Consider the following 15,578-nt stretch of genomic DNA (forward strand, 5'->3'; position numbering starts at 1 on the left):
TGACAGGCAATGAGAAGCGATGAAACGTGCGACACTCGCCCGTGCTCAGCCGCAGTGGCTCCAGCCGCTCTTCCACGACAGTGACCCGTGCGAGCCGCCCCAGATGACGCACTTCCCGGCGGCGGGAAGCCGTACGGGGCCCGCGTAGACGGTGAACCTGCCGGAGTTGCTCGCGGTGGAGCCGCCCTTCACCTGGAGGATCGCGTTCATCGCGATCTTGGAGGGGAACACGTACCTGGACATGGTGACGACGCAGTTCCTGCCCTGGGCGGTGTTGTAGAGGAGATGGACGGTCGCCGCGCGGCCCAGGGCCCTGGAGGCGACCACCTTGTAGCCGCTCCCGCAGACGCCGGTGGCCGTGTAGGGGTTGGGCCTCTGGCTCGGGGTGGCGGTGGGCTGCACCGTCGGTTTCGCGGTGGTGGGCTTGGAGGTCGGACTCGGAGACGACGAGGGCTTGGGGGTGCCGCTCGGCCGCGGCGTGGTCGTCGGCTTCGCGGACGGGGTCGGCTTGGCGGTGGTGGCCGTCGGCCTGGGGGTCGGCGAGGGGGATCCGCTCGGCTTCGGCGTCGGCTTCCCCGTGGCGGGGTACGGATCCCCGGCCGGCTGGGAGGTGCGCCGGGACGGATGGGGCGTGATCGCGGCGACCGTCTCGGTCTCCTCCTCCGGGGCCGGCTCCGAGGGCTGGGGAGATTCCTCCACGACGTCGGGGATGAGCGTCGGCTCCTGATCCGCGGCCTCCGACACGGCGGAGGTCGCCACCGGTCGCGCCGCCGCGGCCTTACCGTCGTCCTGGAGGAGCGCCACGGTCCCGGCGGCCACGCCGAGCGCGGCCACCACCGCCACCCCGGCGAGCAGGAGCCCCACCGGCCGGGGCGCCTTCCTCCCGCCGGGCTCCCGGCTGTTCCGTCGTGATCCGCTCTGCTCCGGTCCGGGGCCGATAGCGGGGCCGGGCGCGGAACCGGTAGCGGGGAGGGGGAAGGCGGCCGGGCGCGGGACCGGGGTGGTGGGACCCGAGCCCATCAGGTGGCTGACGAGCTGCTCGGCGGTGGGGCGCCGGGCCGGGTCCTTGGACAGGCAGGCCGCGACCAGGTCACGCAGCGGCCCCTCCAGCGGGCCCAGTTCGGGCTGCGCGTTCAGGATCCGGTTGATCACGACGGCGATGGAGTCCTGGCCGAACGCGGGCGTGCCGGTCGCGGCGAAGACCATCGTGACGCCCCAGGCGAACACGTCGGCCGCGGGCGTCACCTCGCCGGGGCCGAGCTGCTCGGGCGCGAGGTAGGACGGGGTCCCCATCGCCACCCCGGTCGCCGTCATCCCCGGCGAGTCCAGCGCCCTGGCGATGCCGAAGTCGATCACCACCGGGCCCTCGGGGCCCATCAGCACGTTGGCGGGCTTGAAGTCGCGGTGCAGGATGCCCGCGCGGTGGATCGCCGACAGCGCGGTGGCCGTACTGACGGCGAGGCGCTCCAGGGAGGCGCCGCGCCGGGGCCCCTCCCGGTCGACCAGCAGGCGCAGGGACGGTCCCGGGACGTACTCGCTCACGATGTACGGGCGGCTGCCGGCGAGGTCGGCGTGCAGCACGGCCGCGGTGCAGAACCGGGCCACCCGCTGCGCGACCGACACCTCGCGCAGGAAGCGGGCCCTGGCCTCGGGATCGCCGGTCAGCCCGTGGTGCAGGAGCTTGACGGCGACCTGCTCGCCCCCGGGCCCCCGCCCGAGGTAGACGACCCCCTGGCCACCCTCGCCGAGCCGTCCGATCAGCTCGAACGAGCCCAGCCGCGGTGGATCCTCCCCGGTGAGCGGCTCTGTCATGTGTTCCCCCGAAACGAACCCCGAACAAATCCCGAAAAATTGTTTTATGTGAGGCAGAACGCTACCAGCGTGAGTGCCGATAGAGATCTGCCGCGGCGCGGAAACCCGCTCAGATGGCCTTGCCGGGGTTGAGGATGCCGAGCGGGTCGAAGACCTTCTTGATCCCGTGATGGATCTCCTCGGTGACCGGCCCGGTCTCCAGCGCCAGCCAGCGCCGTTTCAGCAGCCCGACGCCGTGCTCGCCGGTGAGCGTGCCGCCCATCTCCAGGGTCTCCCTGAAGAGCTCGTCGGCCGCAGCCCACACCTGCGGCGGCGGCTCGGTCAGGGCGTGGTCGAAGATGAAGACCGGGTGCAGGTTGCCGTCGCCCGCGTGGGCGACCGTGGTGATCAGCACGTCGTGCCTGACCGCGATCGCCTCGATCTTCTCGATCATCTGCGGCAGCAGGGAACGCGGCACGCACACGTCCTCCACCAGGCACTTTCCCAGCCGCTCCTTGGCCTGGTAGGCCATCCGCCGGACCCCGATCAGCTCCTCGGCCTCCTGCGCCGACGACGACACCGCCACGAAGGCCGCGCCGTTGGCGGTGCAGAGCTCGGCCATGCGCTCGGAGACCGCGGGGCCGTCCACCGCGTCCGACTGCGCGATCAGCATCGCCCGGGTCGACTCCTCCAGCCCGATGTTGCGCCAGTCGTCGATGGCCTTGAGCGTGTTGCGGTCGAGCATCTCCATCAGCGACGGCTGGCAGCCGGCCGCGATGATCGCCGAGACGGCGGCGGCGGCGTCCCTGAGGGAGGTGAACTCGGCCGCGATCGTCGCCGGGTAGACCGACGGGGCCCTGCGCAGCCGTACCGTCGCCGCGGTGATGACCCCGAGCGTCCCCTCGGAGCCGACGAACAGCCCGGTCAGGTCGTACCCCGTCACGCCCTTCACGGTGCGCCGGCCGGTGTTGATCACCCGCCCGTCCGCGAGCACGACCTCCAGGCCCATCGCCGAGTCACGGGTCACGCCGTACTTCACGCACCGCAGCCCGCCCGCGTTGGTGGCCAGGTTGCCGCCGATGGTGGAGATCTCGTACGAGGAGGGGTCGGGGGCGTACATCAGCCCGTGCTCGCGGGCGGCCCGGTCCAGGTCGGCGGTGATGACGCCCGGCTCGACCACGGCCGTCTCGTCGGCGGGGGACAGCTCCCTGATGGCCGCCATCTTGTGCAGCGCCAGCACGACGCATCCCTCGACGGCGGTCGCCCCGCCCGCCAGGCCGGTCCCGGCACCCCTGGGCACCACCGGCACCCGGTGCTCGGTGGCCCACCTCATCACGGCGACGACGTCGTCCCTGGTGTGCGCCAGCACCACGGCGAGGGGTCTCCCCGGCTCCAGGAAGGTGCGGTCCCGCGCGTAGGAGTCGGTGACGTCGGGATCGGTCAGCACCTTCTCCGGTGCGAGCGCTGCGACGAGTTCGGAGATAGCGGTCACACGTTGGACTGTACGGCCTGTCCCAACATGCCTTCTCCGGACAAAACATGCTTTATTGCAGTTTCACAACATCATTTGGGCTCTTGACTCTAACTTTACCTTCTCGTCTAATCTCCCGGTTCGGCGCGCTCATACGGCGGGCCGGTGAGTGGGACGCGTCCGGCCAACCCGGGCGCAGGGAAGGGGACACGTTGTCCGGCAGAGTCAGCAGAGGAGGCGCCGGCAGGCGTTTCCTCGCGATAGTCCCCGTGCTCGGCCTGGCCGTCACGGGACTGGCCGTGGGCGGTGCGTCGGCCGAGAGCGACACCTCGGTCGCGCGGTACCAGCCGACCGCGGCCGACTACTACATCAACTACGCGCCCCCCAGGGACGAGCCGGAGGTCGACGACCCGGCCGTGCCGTCGGCGAAGGCGCGCAAGGTCAGCCCGTCCAAGAAGATCGCCGAGAAGTACTCCGCGGGCAACCCCGTCGCCGCGCGGGTGCTGGCGGCCCGTGAGGCCCAGGCGATCAGGACGGGGACCAACCCGGCGGACTTCCTCTTCAAGAAGTCGAAGACCGTCAAGACGGCCAAGCTCCTCACGCTGCTGGTGGAGTTCAACGACAAGGCCGACGACGACTTCTCCGGCTTCTCCCGCCCGGCCGACGTGAACAGCGAGGACCCGGCCGAGTGCGTCACCGAGCCGGCGGGCACGCTGCTCAACGGCCCGCTGCACAACAAGATCCCCAACCCGGCCACGCTGTCCCACAAGGACAACAACAGCTTCTGGGTGCCCGACTTCAGCCCCGACCACTTCAACAAGATGCTCTACACCAAGCAGGGCATCACCCAGCGCGTCCGCACCGACCTGACCGACCCCCGGGACGGCCGCAAGGGCATCGACATCTCCGGCCACACCATGAAGAACATGTACGAGGAGATGTCCAAGGGCGCCTACACGGTCACCGGGCAGGCCAGCCCGTGGATCAAGGTCCCGCACTCCGAGGCCTACTACGGCGCGCGCGCCTGCGGCCAGCCGGTGCAGGACATGAGCGGCCACCCGGACAACCCGCTCGGGGCCGGCCAGCTCGCCATCGACGCGGTCAACACCCTGGTCGCCACCGACCCGGACTTCCCCTGGGCCGACTACGACATCGAGGACGTCGGTGACGCCGACGGCGACGGCAACTTCGCCGAGCCCGACGGCGTGGTCGACCACCTGGTCCTGGTCCACGCGGGCAAGGACAAGTCCTCCGACGGCGGCGCCGAGGGCACCTACGCGATCTGGGCGCACTCCAGCGCGGTGGCCGGCGGCTACCAGGTGCCCGGTAAGAACGTGAAGATCTCCAACTACATCGTGCAGCCCGAGGACTCCGGCGTCGGCGTCTTCGCGCACGAGTACGGCCACGACCTGGGCCTGCCGGACCTCTACGACACCAGCGGCCAGGCCTCCTCGGCCGTCGACTTCTGGGACCTCATGTCCAGCGGCTCGCACAGCGGCCCGATCTTCCAGTCGATGCCCTCCCACATGAGCATCTGGAGCAAGTGGATCCTCGGCTGGGCCAACCCCAAGGTCTTCAACCCCGGCGACCGCGCCGGCCTCGTGACGATCGGCCAGGCCTCGCGCACGCCCAAGCTCACCCAGGACGGCGTCAGGGTGAACCTGACCAGTGCCCCGGTCACGATGGTCGAGCCGCACAGCGGCACCAAGACGTTCTGGTCGAACTTCGACCAGGAGTGGGCCAACGTCAAGATCGGCCGTGACGTCCAGGTGCCCGCCGGGACCGACCTGAAGTTCTGGATGTGGAACAACTACGAGATCGAGGAGGACTGGGACTACGGCTTCGTCGAGATCTCCACTGACGGCGGCACCACCTGGGCCCAGCAGAAGGTCTACACCGAGGGCGGCGCCCTGGTCTCCACCGACGACGGCTACACCGACCCCAACAAGAACCTCGCGGCGTTCGGCGGCAAGAAGTACGGCCTCACCGGCAACACCGACGGCTGGCGGCACGACTACGTCGACCTGGCCCCGTTCGCCGGCACGACCGTCAAGCTGCGCCTGACCTACAACACCGACGCCGCCTTCACCCCGCGCGGCTGGCACGTCGACGACTTCGCGCTCACCAACGGCGCCGAGACCGTCTGGAGCGACGACCTGGAGAGCGGCGCCACCGGCTGGACGGCCGGCCGCGGCACCTTCAACGGCACCACCGGCGCGGGCTGGGTCGTCAACGACGGCAAGCGCGAGGTCTCCCGGTTCTACCTGGCCGAGTGGCGCAACTTCGACGGGTTCGACAAGGGCCTGCAGTACACCTACACCACCAACTACTCGCGTGAGGGCGCGTGGAAGGTGGAGAAGGTCAAGTACAACGCCCCCGGCCTGCTCGTGTGGTTCCGCGACTCGAACTACACCAACAACTCGCTGGCCAACAACCTCGAACTGGCGCCGAGCATCGGTTCCAAGGGCAGCCTGCTCCTCGTCGACTCCCACTTCGACCCGCTGCGGCGGACCGGCGCGGCGGCCGAGAAGGACCCCACCACGCTCAAGAACATGAACGGCCGCGTGCAGACCTCGAACGCCGCCTTCTCCTTCTCCAAGACCTACCCCTTCACCGAGTGCTTCGAGGGGCCGGGCGAGCCCTTCAGCGAGTACTGCACCAAGGTGGCCGCGCAGAAGGGCGTCTCCGAGTTCACCGACGCCAAGACCTGGTACCCCGGGTTCGAGGCGCGCGGCACCAGCCTGTTCTACCGCGACTTCGACGCCTCCACGGTCGTCCCCTCCAAGGGCGACCAGCCCTACAGCACCCGGGTCGTCAACGCCGACGGCACCCCGGCCACCGAGCTGTACGGGACCGACATGGGCAACGGCCACGTCCTCGGCTCCGGCAACCCCGGTGACGAGGGCAAGGCGCTGGGCGTGAAGCTCAAGCTGGTCACCCCGTTCCCGGGCGATCTCGGCGCGATCGTGCAGGTCACCCCGCCCAAGGAGTAGATCACCCCGCCCAGCGGGCGGATGAGGGCCCACGGGCCCCGGGGCCCCGCCGTCACCGACGGCGGGGCCCTACCATTTGAACGGGCAACCACCCGATCGGATAGGGGCAGCGTGGGAGAGCTTCGAAGCAAGGCCGAGCACACCGAGGCCATCCGGACCAAGGGCAGGGTCTGCGTGGTCGTCAACACGCGCTCGCGCCGCGGCCGGCGCCACTATTCCGCCGTGGTCCGCGCGCTGCGGGCCGAGGGGTTCGGCTCGATCCGCTTCCTGCCGGTGGTCGACACCAAGCGCCTGCGCGCCACCCTGGAGGAGGCCCTGGCCGACGAGCCCGACCTGCTCGTCGTGGGCGGCGGCGACGGCACGCTCAGCGCCGCCGTCAAGCACGTCGCCCACCGCGACGTCGCCCTGGGCGTGCTGCCCCTGGGCACCACCAACAACTTCGTCCGCAGCCTCGGCGTCCCCCTCGACCTCGCCGGAGCCATCCGGGTCCTGCGCACCGGGAAGGTCGCCGACATCGACCTGGGCGTCGCCGGAGACCGCGAGTTCGCCAACCTGGCCAGTTTCGGGGTCTCCGTGGAGGTGGCGGGCAAGGTGCGGCACGGGGTGAAGCGTCTGCTCGGCCGCGCGGCCTACCCGCTCACGGCCCTGACGATCCTCCCGCGCCACCAGCCGTTCCGGGCCTTCCTCACCGTGGACGGACGCCGCCACGAGCTGCTCACCCACCAGCTCAACATCGCCAACGGCCGCTTCCACGGCGGCTGGCAGGTCGCCAGGGACATCAGCATCGACAACGGCCGCCTGGTCGCGTACCAGCTCGGCTCGGGCAAGCGCCTGCGCCTGCTGCTGGAGACCATGGTCCGCGCCGGCAGCGGCCGCTGGCGCAGCCTGGCGGGAGGCCCCTTCGTGGTGGGGCGCGAGATGTACCTGGAGACCGACCCGCCGATGGCCGCCGACGTCGACGGTGAGGTCCGCCTGATGACCCCCATCATGATCCGCACCGTTCCCAACGGCCTGCGGGTGATGGTCCCGGACGATTTCGTCGACTCCTGAGCCCGGTGCGGCCCCGGGGAGCCGGGTGCGGCGGTGATTGGAACCGGTCTCAGCGGGTAGTCGGAGGTTTCCGACAGATGGAGGACACCATGGCATCGCTGATGGATCGGATTCGAAACTATCTGCGCACCCCGCAGGGACAGCGGCACATGGAGAAGGCCAAGACGATGGCCCGCGACCCGCGCAACCAGCAGAAGCTGCGCGGGCTCCTTGCCCGCTTCCGGGGCGGCCACACCCGCCACTGACCCCGCCGCCCGGCGGCGCGCCAGGGCCCCGGCCGAGAGCCCGGGCCCGGCCCCCGCACGGCCGTCGGCCGGGCGGGCGGCCGGTTCGCGTCTACTTTCTGGTAAATCTTTACGGCTGTTTTCCAGTGATACGCCGGAATCTCGTCCGGAGCCTGTCGAGCAGCGGCTCCGGCGCCGGCAGGCCCTCGTGGTGCTCGTCCTCGTGCCGCGCGGGTGCCCGCGGGCCGGCGTCCCGCGGGTGGTGTTCCGGCCCGCGATCCTCCGGCCGCCCGGTGTCCGCCACGCCGGCGCCCTCCGTGGCGGGGATCTCAGGGATCTCAGGGATCTCGGGGACGCCGGGGAACTCGGGGACGACCTCCCGAATGGCCGGAACCTGCGGGTGGCCGAGGTGCCGCGGCCGGAGGTCCTGGGGACGAAGGTCCGGCACGGCGGGCTCCGGCGGGCGGGGCCGCCGTATCCGCCGCAGGTCGGCCAGGGCCTCGGCCGCGCCGGGACGCTTGTTCGTCGCGTGGTCGCGCATCCGCCGCAGCAGGTCCATGACCTCCACGGGGACCTCCACGGGCGCCTCGCCGGAGGCGGGCTCGGCGTCGGGGGTGATCGGGGGAAGCCTCCCGGTCAGCAGCCGGAAGGCGATCACCCCGGCCGCGTACACGTCGGAGGCGGCCGTCATCCGCTCCGGCATGGCCTGGCACTCGGGAGCCGCGTAATGGGTGTCGAGGACGTTGGGCAGCTCGCTGGCCACGGTGTGCGCGCGGGGGCCCGGCTTGGCGTAGTCGAACCCGGTGAGCATGGCCCGGCCCTCCTCGGTCACCAGCACGCACGCGGGGCTGAGCGCCCGGTGGATCACGTTGTTGGCGTGCACGTGGGCCAGGCCCAGCAGCATGTCCTCCACCACGTCCAGCCGGGCGGCGGTGGAGAGGGTGGACGGGGAGGCGGTGAGGTGAAGGTGCAGCGCCTGTCCGTGCACGTCGTCGAGGACCAGCACGAACCGGCTCTCGTCGTCGATGGCGAAGAAGTCACGGGCCCGCACCACGCACGGGTGCGGGGGAATCCTGGTGAGGGCCTGGTAGGCGTTGGTGATCAGCCGTCGCTCGGCCGCCCTCGGTTCCTCCTCGGCCAGCGGGTCGGCCCGGTAGACGCGCAGCAGGACCGTCTCGCTGCCCGGGACCGTCGCGTTGATCGCGCGGTACTCGGTGACCCGGTTGTCGCCGCCCAGCTGCTCCTCCACCACCCAGCTGCCGAAGCGCGGCGGCGCCGTGGAGCGCCGCACGCTCCCGTTGAGCGCCTCGATGATCGCGGTGCCGTACGGCGCGGTGTCCGTGGTGTGGCCGCGCCTGACGCGGGAGGCGTCGCCCAGCGTGCCGATCAGCCCGGCGAGGTCGGTGACGTGCCGCGAGTCGCGGCCGGCGGGGTCGACCAGCTCCGCGTCGGTCCCGGTGAGCACCACGAGGCTGTCGACGTAGACCCGGTCCAGCTCGCGGCGCTCCTGGGTGAGCAGGCCCTTGAGCGCGCGCCCGTTGCCGCGCAGCTTGGCGACGGGAGAGCCGAACGCCTCCCGCCGCTGCGGGAACCAGCGGGTTCCCGCGACCTCGATCCGGCCGCGGGTGCCCTTGACGTCGATGACGCAGAGCGAGTGACCGGTCAGGACGATCACGTCCACCTCGAAGGTGTCGTCCCCGCGGGGCACCTCGATGTTGTGCAGCAGCAGCCAGTCGTCCGGGGCGTTGTCTCGCAGATGCGCGATGACCCGTCGCTCGGCGTCGTTGACCGGGCTTCCGCCGCCGACGATCTGTGCCATCTCTAGCGTGCCGCCTTTCTGATCGCGCTCATCGTGCCACGCACCATCCCAAGAGGCTCATCTTCGCCCGTACCTCTACTTTTCCACCACTGGGACACGCGGGCCTCCCTATGATCATGGCGTAGTCCCGGCCGCGAGGCGTGATCGACGTGTCCCACGCTCCAGGAACGCCCCTGCCGTGCCGTGCCGAGGCCGATGCCCCGGGTGCCGCCGGTGAGCACGCTGTTCGTCATGGTCGTCTCGCGAACGGTCGGTGAAACGGTAACGGGGGCCGCGGCACGGCCGGCGGCCGGTCGTGAGCCCCCGGGCCCGAAGGTGTGCGAAACGCGGGCCGGGGAGTGGTTCGCCGCGCGACACGGCACGGTGTCGTCCCCGCATCCCCCTGTGATCATCGCAGCGAGGCCCATGTTTGCCGGGGGAGGAGAGGGTAGACGTCCTTTCCTGTAGGGGAGGAGGCAGCCCATGACCAACACCAAGGAATCACTGCCGACGTCCGAGCTGATCCGGCAGATGTCGGAGCAGGTCTCGCGTCTCGTCAGGGACGAGCTGCGCCTGGCCAAGGCCGAGCTGACGGAGAAGGGCAAGCACGCGGGAATCGGCGCGGGGTTGTTCGGCGGGGCGGGAGTGGTGGCCCTGTTCGGGGCCGGTGCCCTGGTCGCCGCGGTGATCCTGCTTCTCGCGCAGGTCATGCCCCCGTGGGCGGCGGCCGCGCTCGTGGGCGGGGTGCTGCTGGTCATGGCCGGCGCGCTCGGGTTCTTCGGCAAGCGCCAGGTCGCCGAGGCCGCCCCGCCGACCCCCGAACGGACCATCGAGAGCGTCAAGGACGACATCGACGCGGTGAAAGAGAGGGCGCACCGATGACTGAGACAGACCCGGGCGGACCCGAGCGGCCCCAGGCCGTGGCCGGAACCACCGGATCCCGCAGGAAGGGCGTCGACGAGCCGATAACGCCGGACGAGAGCGGATCGCTGAACATCCCGCCGAACCAGCCGGACGGCACGCCCCGCGAGGACCTCGGCGTCACCGGGTCCGAGCGTGACGGCACGCCCCGGCTCCCGGAGGGCGCGGCGCTCGCCGCCGCCCCGGACACTGCGGCGACGACCACCCCGTACGCCGACACCGGTGCCACCGGCGGCGTGAGGGGGGACGGCAAGACCGTCGGAGACGACGGGAACGACACGGAGAGCGTGCGGCGGGACATCGAGGACGCCCGCCGCGAACTGGGCGAAACAGTGGAGGCACTGGTGCACAAGACCGACGTCAAGGGCCGTTTCCAGGAGACCGCCGCTCAGGTGGGCGACGACCTGCGCAAGGCGGGGGCGGCGACCGCCACCACGGCCACCGAGATGGTGGAGCGGGTCAAGGTGGCGGCTCCCGAGATGGTCGGGCGGGTGAGGGAGGCGGCCCCCGAGGTCGTCGGCCGGGTCAAGGAAGTGACTCCCGTCGAGATCAAGGACGCGGCGAACAGGGTCACGACCGAGGCGGGCAAGCGCCCGGTGGTGACGATCGCGGCGGTCGCCGCGCTCGTCCTGGTCGTCTTCCGCGTGCTGCGGCGAGGCAAGAAGAAGTAGATGACCGGCAGCACCGGCAGGGCCGCCCCCGGCGATTCGCGGGGGCGGCTCGCCCTTGTCCCCGAGACTCCCTCGGAACTGCCCCGGGGGGCATGGTGGGGGGTCCTCAAACGGACCGTCCTGGAGTTCCAGCGGGACGGCCTGCCCGACTGGGCCGCGGCCCTCACCTACTACGCGGTGCTGTCGATCTTCCCCGGCCTGATCGTGCTGGTGTCCGTGCTCGGCCTGGTCGGCCAGGACGTGATCTCCACGATCCTGGCCCAGGTCGCGGCGCTCGCCCCCGGCGACGTCACGCAACTGGTGAGGGACCAGGTCGAACAGGTGCGGGGCAGTGGCGGCACGAGGGGCCTCCTGGCGATCGTCGGCCTGCTGGTCGCCCTCTGGTCGGCCTCCGGCTACATCGCCGCCTTCATCAGGGCCGGAAACGCGATTTACGACATCCGGGAGGGACGCCCCCTGTGGAAGCTGACCCCGCTCAGGGTCGGGCTGACGCTGGTGGTCGTCGTCCTGATGGCCGCCGCGGCGGTGGCCGTCACCTTCACGGGAAGGCTCGCCGAGCTGGCGGGCGAGGCCCTGGGAGTCGGGCAGACCGCGGTCACCGTCTGGGGGTACGCCAAGTGGCCGGTCCTGGTGCTGATCGCCGCGGGCCTGGTGATGCTGCTCTACTGGGCGGCGCCCAACGTCCGCCAGCCGGGATTCCGCTGGATCAGCCCCGGCGGGCTGCTGGCGGTGCTGCTCTGGGTCGTCGTCTCCGCCGGGTTCGCGGCCTACGTCGCCAACTTCGGCTCCTACGACAAGACCTACGGCACGCTCGGCGCCGTCGCGGTGTTCCTGATCTGGCTGTGGCTGTCCAACATGGCGATCCTGCTGGGCGCCGAGTTCGACGCCGAACTCATGCGGGAACGCCAGATCGCCGGAGGCCATCCGCCCGAGAGCGAGCCGTACGCCGAGCCCAGGGACGAGGCGGAGGAGGAGGACGGCCCCCTTCCCGGTCCCGGCGAAGGCTGACCGGGTGCCGGTGGAACGGGGAGGTCACCGGAGATCCGGCCGATGCCTGTGCGTGCAAGCGAGCCAAACTCATGTCTGTCGGGGTAATCTGACCGTTTCCGGGTGGGCGGCGGACCCCCTCCTCTCCGCCCACCCGGACCTTCCCGTGACCGATGTCCCCGCCGGGTACCCGTTTGCGGCCCGGAAGGGCGAACTATGCTGATCTCGGACGCGCGCGGAGGCGTGCGCATGTAGCGTTCTCGGGCAGGACACGATGTTCTCGGGGCAGGACACGATTCTCGGGGCAGGACACAGGAGATCTCATGCGCCGTGCTCTCGGGGTCGCCGCGGGCCTCGCCCTCATCGCGGCCGCCCTGTCCCCGCTGCCGCAGGCCCAGGCCAGCTGCGTCACCGCCGCCAGGAAGTGCCAGGGCGAGCCGCTGATCGGCATCGAGCTGACGGCCGGGGCCGCACCGCGCCCCGATTCGCAGGGCCGGGTCTCCTACACCCTCGACTACTCCATGACCTGGACCCCCTCCTTCGCCCCCTACTGGGGCGCCTTCTGGGTGGGGGGCCGCTTCCCCGAGGGCGCGCGGGGAGGCGTCCGGGCGGTGCTGCTCGACGGCGCCGGCGGGCGGAGCTCCGTCCTGCGCTGCCGCGAGCGCTCCGACGGCGTCTGGTGTGCCGCCGGAAGCCACGTCCCGCACCGGGGGCGGATCGTCTTCACGACCCGCCTCGCGCCCGGCACCGAGGCCAAGGCCGCGGCCAGGCTCGGCTTCGACAGCTTCGAAGGACTCGACAGGGAGGAGTCCGAGCGCGGTTTCAGCCGGGCGCAGGCGCGGGAGAGATTCTGCGAGCACCGTTTCACCACGACCGTCACGACGACGCAGGCACCCTGAGGAGACGAGTTGAACGCCGTACTGACCGGTGTGCACCACCTCAAGATCTGGGTGAGCGACCTGGAGCGGAGCCGTTCCTGGTACGAACGGGTCCTGGGGCTGGAGCACCACACCAGCTTCCAGGACGAGGACGGCGTGATCAGGGGCATGAGCTTCACGGTCCCCGGCGCGGCCTTCCAGATCGCGCTGCGTGAGAACCCCGACCTGGCCAGGGTGCTCTTCGACGCCGACCCCTTCGCGCTCCAGGTCACCCGCGAGGGGCTCGACGACTGGGTCGCCCGTCTCGACGGTCTCGGCGTCCCGCACAGCCCGGTCTTCCGGGCCTCCGCGGGCCACGCGATGGGCTTCGCCGACCCCGACGGCGTCCAGATCCGCCTGTACGCCCCGGACGAGGAGGTCCACGCCGCCCAGGTGGGCGCCGGAGGCGTCTATCAGGGCCAGGCCCCCGCTCCCGCCCCCGAGGGGGACCGGGACTGAGAGGTCCCGTCCCGGAGGTGGAAGCGGGCGGCCGTCCGACGTGCCCGGTCCGGGGGCGAGGGGTCAGGAACCGGCGGCCATGTCGAAGAAGCGCAGCTCCAGCCGTACGGCGCGGCGGAAGAAGTCGAGCACGCGCAGCCGTCCCTCCTCGTCCAGCCCGGGGCCCAGCCGGTCCAGCTCGTCGCGCAGGAAGTGCACCCAGGCGCGGAAGGCCGGGCCCTCGTGCAGCTCGATCCACTCGCGGTGCACGAAGTTGTCAGGAAGCGGCTCCTCGGCGCGGGAGGCCCAGCCGAGATAGGACCATTCGGCCACGCACAGCACCGCCAGGACGAGCGGGTAGTCCAGGCTGGTCCTGGCCTCGTCCATCAGGGCGCGGAAGTCCACCGTGACCGGCTCCAGCTCCGGGGAGGTCATCTCGGCGGGGGTGGCGCCGAGGGCGGCGAGGGCCCGGTGGAAGTACGTCAGCTCCTCGGTGGTGGCGATCTCGCCCAGGAACTGGCCGAACGGCACCCGCGACTCGAAGCTGTCCGCGCAGGCCACGGCCGCCCCGAGCAGGGCGGTGAAGGAGTCGACGAACTGGAAGTCCTGGACCAGGTAGCGGCGCATGTCGTCGTCGGGGACGTCACCCCGGGTGATCGCGGCGGCGAACGGGTGGCTCACCACCGCCGTCCACTCCGGCTCGCTCAGCGAGCGCATCCACTCGCTGAAGGCGGGATCGACGGCACTCGCGCGCCACTCGTCGTAGGGGATCTGCTCCACGGGGCCTCTTCTCGCGATCTCGGCATCTCGATCAGCGTGAATGCTAGCCCCGCGGGGCCCGGCGCGCGGCGGTCCCGCGCATTCCGCGATCACCCAGGTCAAGGAGTCTTTGCAGGGCAGGACGGGTTCTTCAGGGGATGGTCGGGCACGTTCCGGCAGGACGATCCCGAAAGGGCACCCGGAGGGATGTGAGGCCGTGACCGAAGAGGCCCTGACCGGGGACGCGGCGATCGAAGAGGTCCTGACCGAACCGGTCGTCAACGCCGCCGTCATCTACTACTCGGCCACGGGTACGGTCTTCGCGCTGGCCAAGGCGGCCGCCGTCGCGGCGGAGAAGGCCGGTGCCGAGGTCCGCCTGCGCAAGGTCAGGGAGCTCGCGCCGGCCGAGGCCATCGCGTCCAGCGAGGGCTGGGCCGCCCACGCCGCGGCCACCCAGTACGTCGTGGAGGCCTCGCTGGAGGACCTGGAGTGGGCCGACGTGCTCCTGTTCGGCACGCCCACCCGCTACGGCAACCCCACCGCCCAGATGAGGCAGTTCATCGACACCACCGGCCGGCTGTGGGCCCAGGGCCTGCTGGTCAACAAGATCGTCTCGTCGTTCACCGCGAGCTCGACGGCCCACGGCGGGCAGGAGAGCACGATCCTCGCGATGAACAACACCTTCTACCACTGGGGGGCGATCATCGTGCCGCCCGGCTACGCGGACCCCGTCCAGTTCCGGGCCGGCAACCCCTACGGCACCAGCCACACCTCCGACAACGGCACCATCCCGCCCGGCGACGTGCAGCTGGAGGCGATGGACTTCCAGGCCCGGCGGGTGGTGGAGGTCGCCTCGGCGTTCCTCCGCGGGCGCCTGCCCTGACGGCGGCGTTCCCCCGCGATCGCCGGGTGACCGGGGCGGCCTCGCCGACCGGCCGTATCGGCCTACCCGGAAACCGGCACGGAGCAGGTCATTGACCGCCGAAACACCGGACGATTAGCGTCGAGGTCCCGGCGTCCAGGGGAGAGACCGTGACCGTGCACGAACCCGGCCTCGGCCGGTACTACGAGGACTTCGTCGTCGGCGACGTCTACCAGCACCCGCTCGGCCGCACGATCAGCGAGGCCGACAACACCTGGTTCACCCTGCTGACGATGAACACCAACCAGAATCACTTCAACGCCCACTTCGCCGAGCGCGCCCCGGTCGGGAAGATCATCGTCAACTCCGGTCTGTCCGTGGCGATCGTGCTCGGCATCTCGGTGATCGACGTCAGCCAGACCGCCCTGATGAACCTCGGCTGGGACGAGATCAGGCTGACCCACCCGGTCTTCCTGGGCGACACCCTGTACGCGGAGTCGATCGTGCTGGACAAGCGGGAGTCGCGGTCGCGGCCCTACGCCGGGATCGTCACCTGCAAGACCCGCGGCCTCAACCAGGACGGCGACGAGGTCATGTCCTGGCGCCGCGCGGTGATGGTCTACCGCCGCGACGCGCCGCAGGACAAGAACTACTTCCCGCGGGCCAGGACCGGTCCGCTCACCCCCTGACGGCCGC

The 15,578-nt window shown here is 71.1% G+C and carries 14 protein-coding genes; 10 read left to right on the forward strand and 4 right to left on the reverse strand.

All coding sequences use genetic code 11. The annotated features are described in order from the left end of the window. Positions 1-45: 45 nt before the first annotated feature. Both ACVCAG_RS06040 and ACVCAG_RS06045 read right to left on the reverse strand, forming a co-directional pair. On the reverse strand, positions 46-1,812 hold the full coding sequence (locus ACVCAG_RS06040) for a protein kinase domain-containing protein (RefSeq protein ID WP_440082376.1): 1,767 nt from the start codon (positions 1,810-1,812) through the stop codon (positions 46-48). A gap of 109 nt (positions 1,813-1,921) precedes the next feature. After that, positions 1,922-3,283 carry an FAD-linked oxidase C-terminal domain-containing protein gene (locus ACVCAG_RS06045; RefSeq protein ID WP_440082377.1) on the reverse strand — a complete coding sequence of 454 codons (1,362 nt, stop codon included), beginning with the start codon at positions 3,281-3,283 and terminating at the stop codon, positions 1,922-1,924. A 191-nt stretch (positions 3,284-3,474) separates the two neighbouring features. Here ACVCAG_RS06045 and ACVCAG_RS06050 point away from each other — a divergent pair, with 191 nt between their 5' ends. The 3 genes from ACVCAG_RS06050 (at position 3,475) to ACVCAG_RS06060 (ending at position 7,550) form a co-directional block, all read left to right on the forward strand. After that, on the forward strand, positions 3,475-6,255 hold the full coding sequence (locus ACVCAG_RS06050) for an immune inhibitor A domain-containing protein (RefSeq protein ID WP_440082378.1): 2,781 nt from the start codon (positions 3,475-3,477) through the stop codon (positions 6,253-6,255). A 111-nt stretch (positions 6,256-6,366) separates the two neighbouring features. Next, the gene (locus ACVCAG_RS06055; RefSeq protein ID WP_440082379.1) at positions 6,367-7,305 is read left to right on the forward strand and encodes a YegS/Rv2252/BmrU family lipid kinase; all 939 of its coding nucleotides are present in this window, start codon (positions 6,367-6,369) and stop codon (positions 7,303-7,305) included. Positions 7,306-7,406: 101 nt separating this feature from the next. Further along, complete coding sequence (locus tag ACVCAG_RS06060; RefSeq protein WP_440082380.1) at positions 7,407-7,550, forward strand: hypothetical protein; 144 nt, start codon at positions 7,407-7,409, stop codon at positions 7,548-7,550. Positions 7,551-7,659: 109 nt separating this feature from the next. On the opposite strand, the gene mads6 is transcribed toward ACVCAG_RS06060, so the two are convergent. After that, entirely contained in the window at positions 7,660-9,348 is a 1,689-nt protein-coding gene (gene mads6, locus ACVCAG_RS06065) for a methylation-associated defense system protein kinase MAD6 (RefSeq protein ID WP_440082381.1), read from the reverse strand. 462 nt (positions 9,349-9,810) lie between these two features. Between mads6 and ACVCAG_RS06070 the strand changes: the two genes are divergently transcribed. The 5 genes from ACVCAG_RS06070 (at position 9,811) to ACVCAG_RS06090 (ending at position 13,282) form a co-directional block, all read left to right on the forward strand. Next, positions 9,811-10,209: a phage holin family protein gene (locus ACVCAG_RS06070; protein ID WP_440082382.1), complete on the forward strand. Its 399-nt coding sequence runs from the start codon at positions 9,811-9,813 to the stop codon at positions 10,207-10,209. Further along, positions 10,206-10,919 carry a DUF3618 domain-containing protein gene (locus ACVCAG_RS06075; RefSeq protein ID WP_440082383.1) on the forward strand — a complete coding sequence of 238 codons (714 nt, stop codon included), beginning with the start codon at positions 10,206-10,208 and terminating at the stop codon, positions 10,917-10,919. Before ACVCAG_RS06070 ends, ACVCAG_RS06075 begins: the two co-directional genes overlap by 4 nt. Beyond that, positions 10,920-11,927 carry a YhjD/YihY/BrkB family envelope integrity protein gene (locus ACVCAG_RS06080; RefSeq protein ID WP_440082384.1) on the forward strand — a complete coding sequence of 336 codons (1,008 nt, stop codon included), beginning with the start codon at positions 10,920-10,922 and terminating at the stop codon, positions 11,925-11,927. A 302-nt stretch (positions 11,928-12,229) separates the two neighbouring features. Next, on the forward strand, positions 12,230-12,805 hold the full coding sequence (locus ACVCAG_RS06085; RefSeq protein ID WP_440082385.1) for a hypothetical protein: 576 nt from the start codon (positions 12,230-12,232) through the stop codon (positions 12,803-12,805). 9 nt (positions 12,806-12,814) lie between these two features. Then, the gene (locus ACVCAG_RS06090; protein ID WP_440082386.1) at positions 12,815-13,282 is read left to right on the forward strand and encodes a VOC family protein; all 468 of its coding nucleotides are present in this window, start codon (positions 12,815-12,817) and stop codon (positions 13,280-13,282) included. A 63-nt stretch (positions 13,283-13,345) separates the two neighbouring features. Here ACVCAG_RS06090 and ACVCAG_RS06095 read toward each other — a convergent pair whose 3' ends face one another. Then, positions 13,346-14,041 carry a TenA family protein gene (locus tag ACVCAG_RS06095; RefSeq protein WP_440082387.1) on the reverse strand — a complete coding sequence of 232 codons (696 nt, stop codon included), beginning with the start codon at positions 14,039-14,041 and terminating at the stop codon, positions 13,346-13,348. A 196-nt stretch (positions 14,042-14,237) separates the two neighbouring features. On the opposite strand from ACVCAG_RS06095, the gene wrbA reads away from it, so the two are divergent. Both wrbA and ACVCAG_RS06105 read left to right on the forward strand, forming a co-directional pair. Continuing rightward, a complete protein-coding gene (gene wrbA / locus ACVCAG_RS06100) occupies positions 14,238-14,903 on the forward strand; it encodes an NAD(P)H:quinone oxidoreductase (protein ID WP_440082388.1) in 666 nt (221 codons plus the stop codon). Between the two features lie 149 nt (positions 14,904-15,052). Further along, positions 15,053-15,571 carry a MaoC family dehydratase gene (locus tag ACVCAG_RS06105; protein ID WP_362693245.1) on the forward strand — a complete coding sequence of 173 codons (519 nt, stop codon included), beginning with the start codon at positions 15,053-15,055 and terminating at the stop codon, positions 15,569-15,571. Positions 15,572-15,578 lie beyond the last annotated feature (7 nt).

The sequence above is a fragment of the Streptosporangium sp. G12 genome (genome assembly GCF_052983175.1).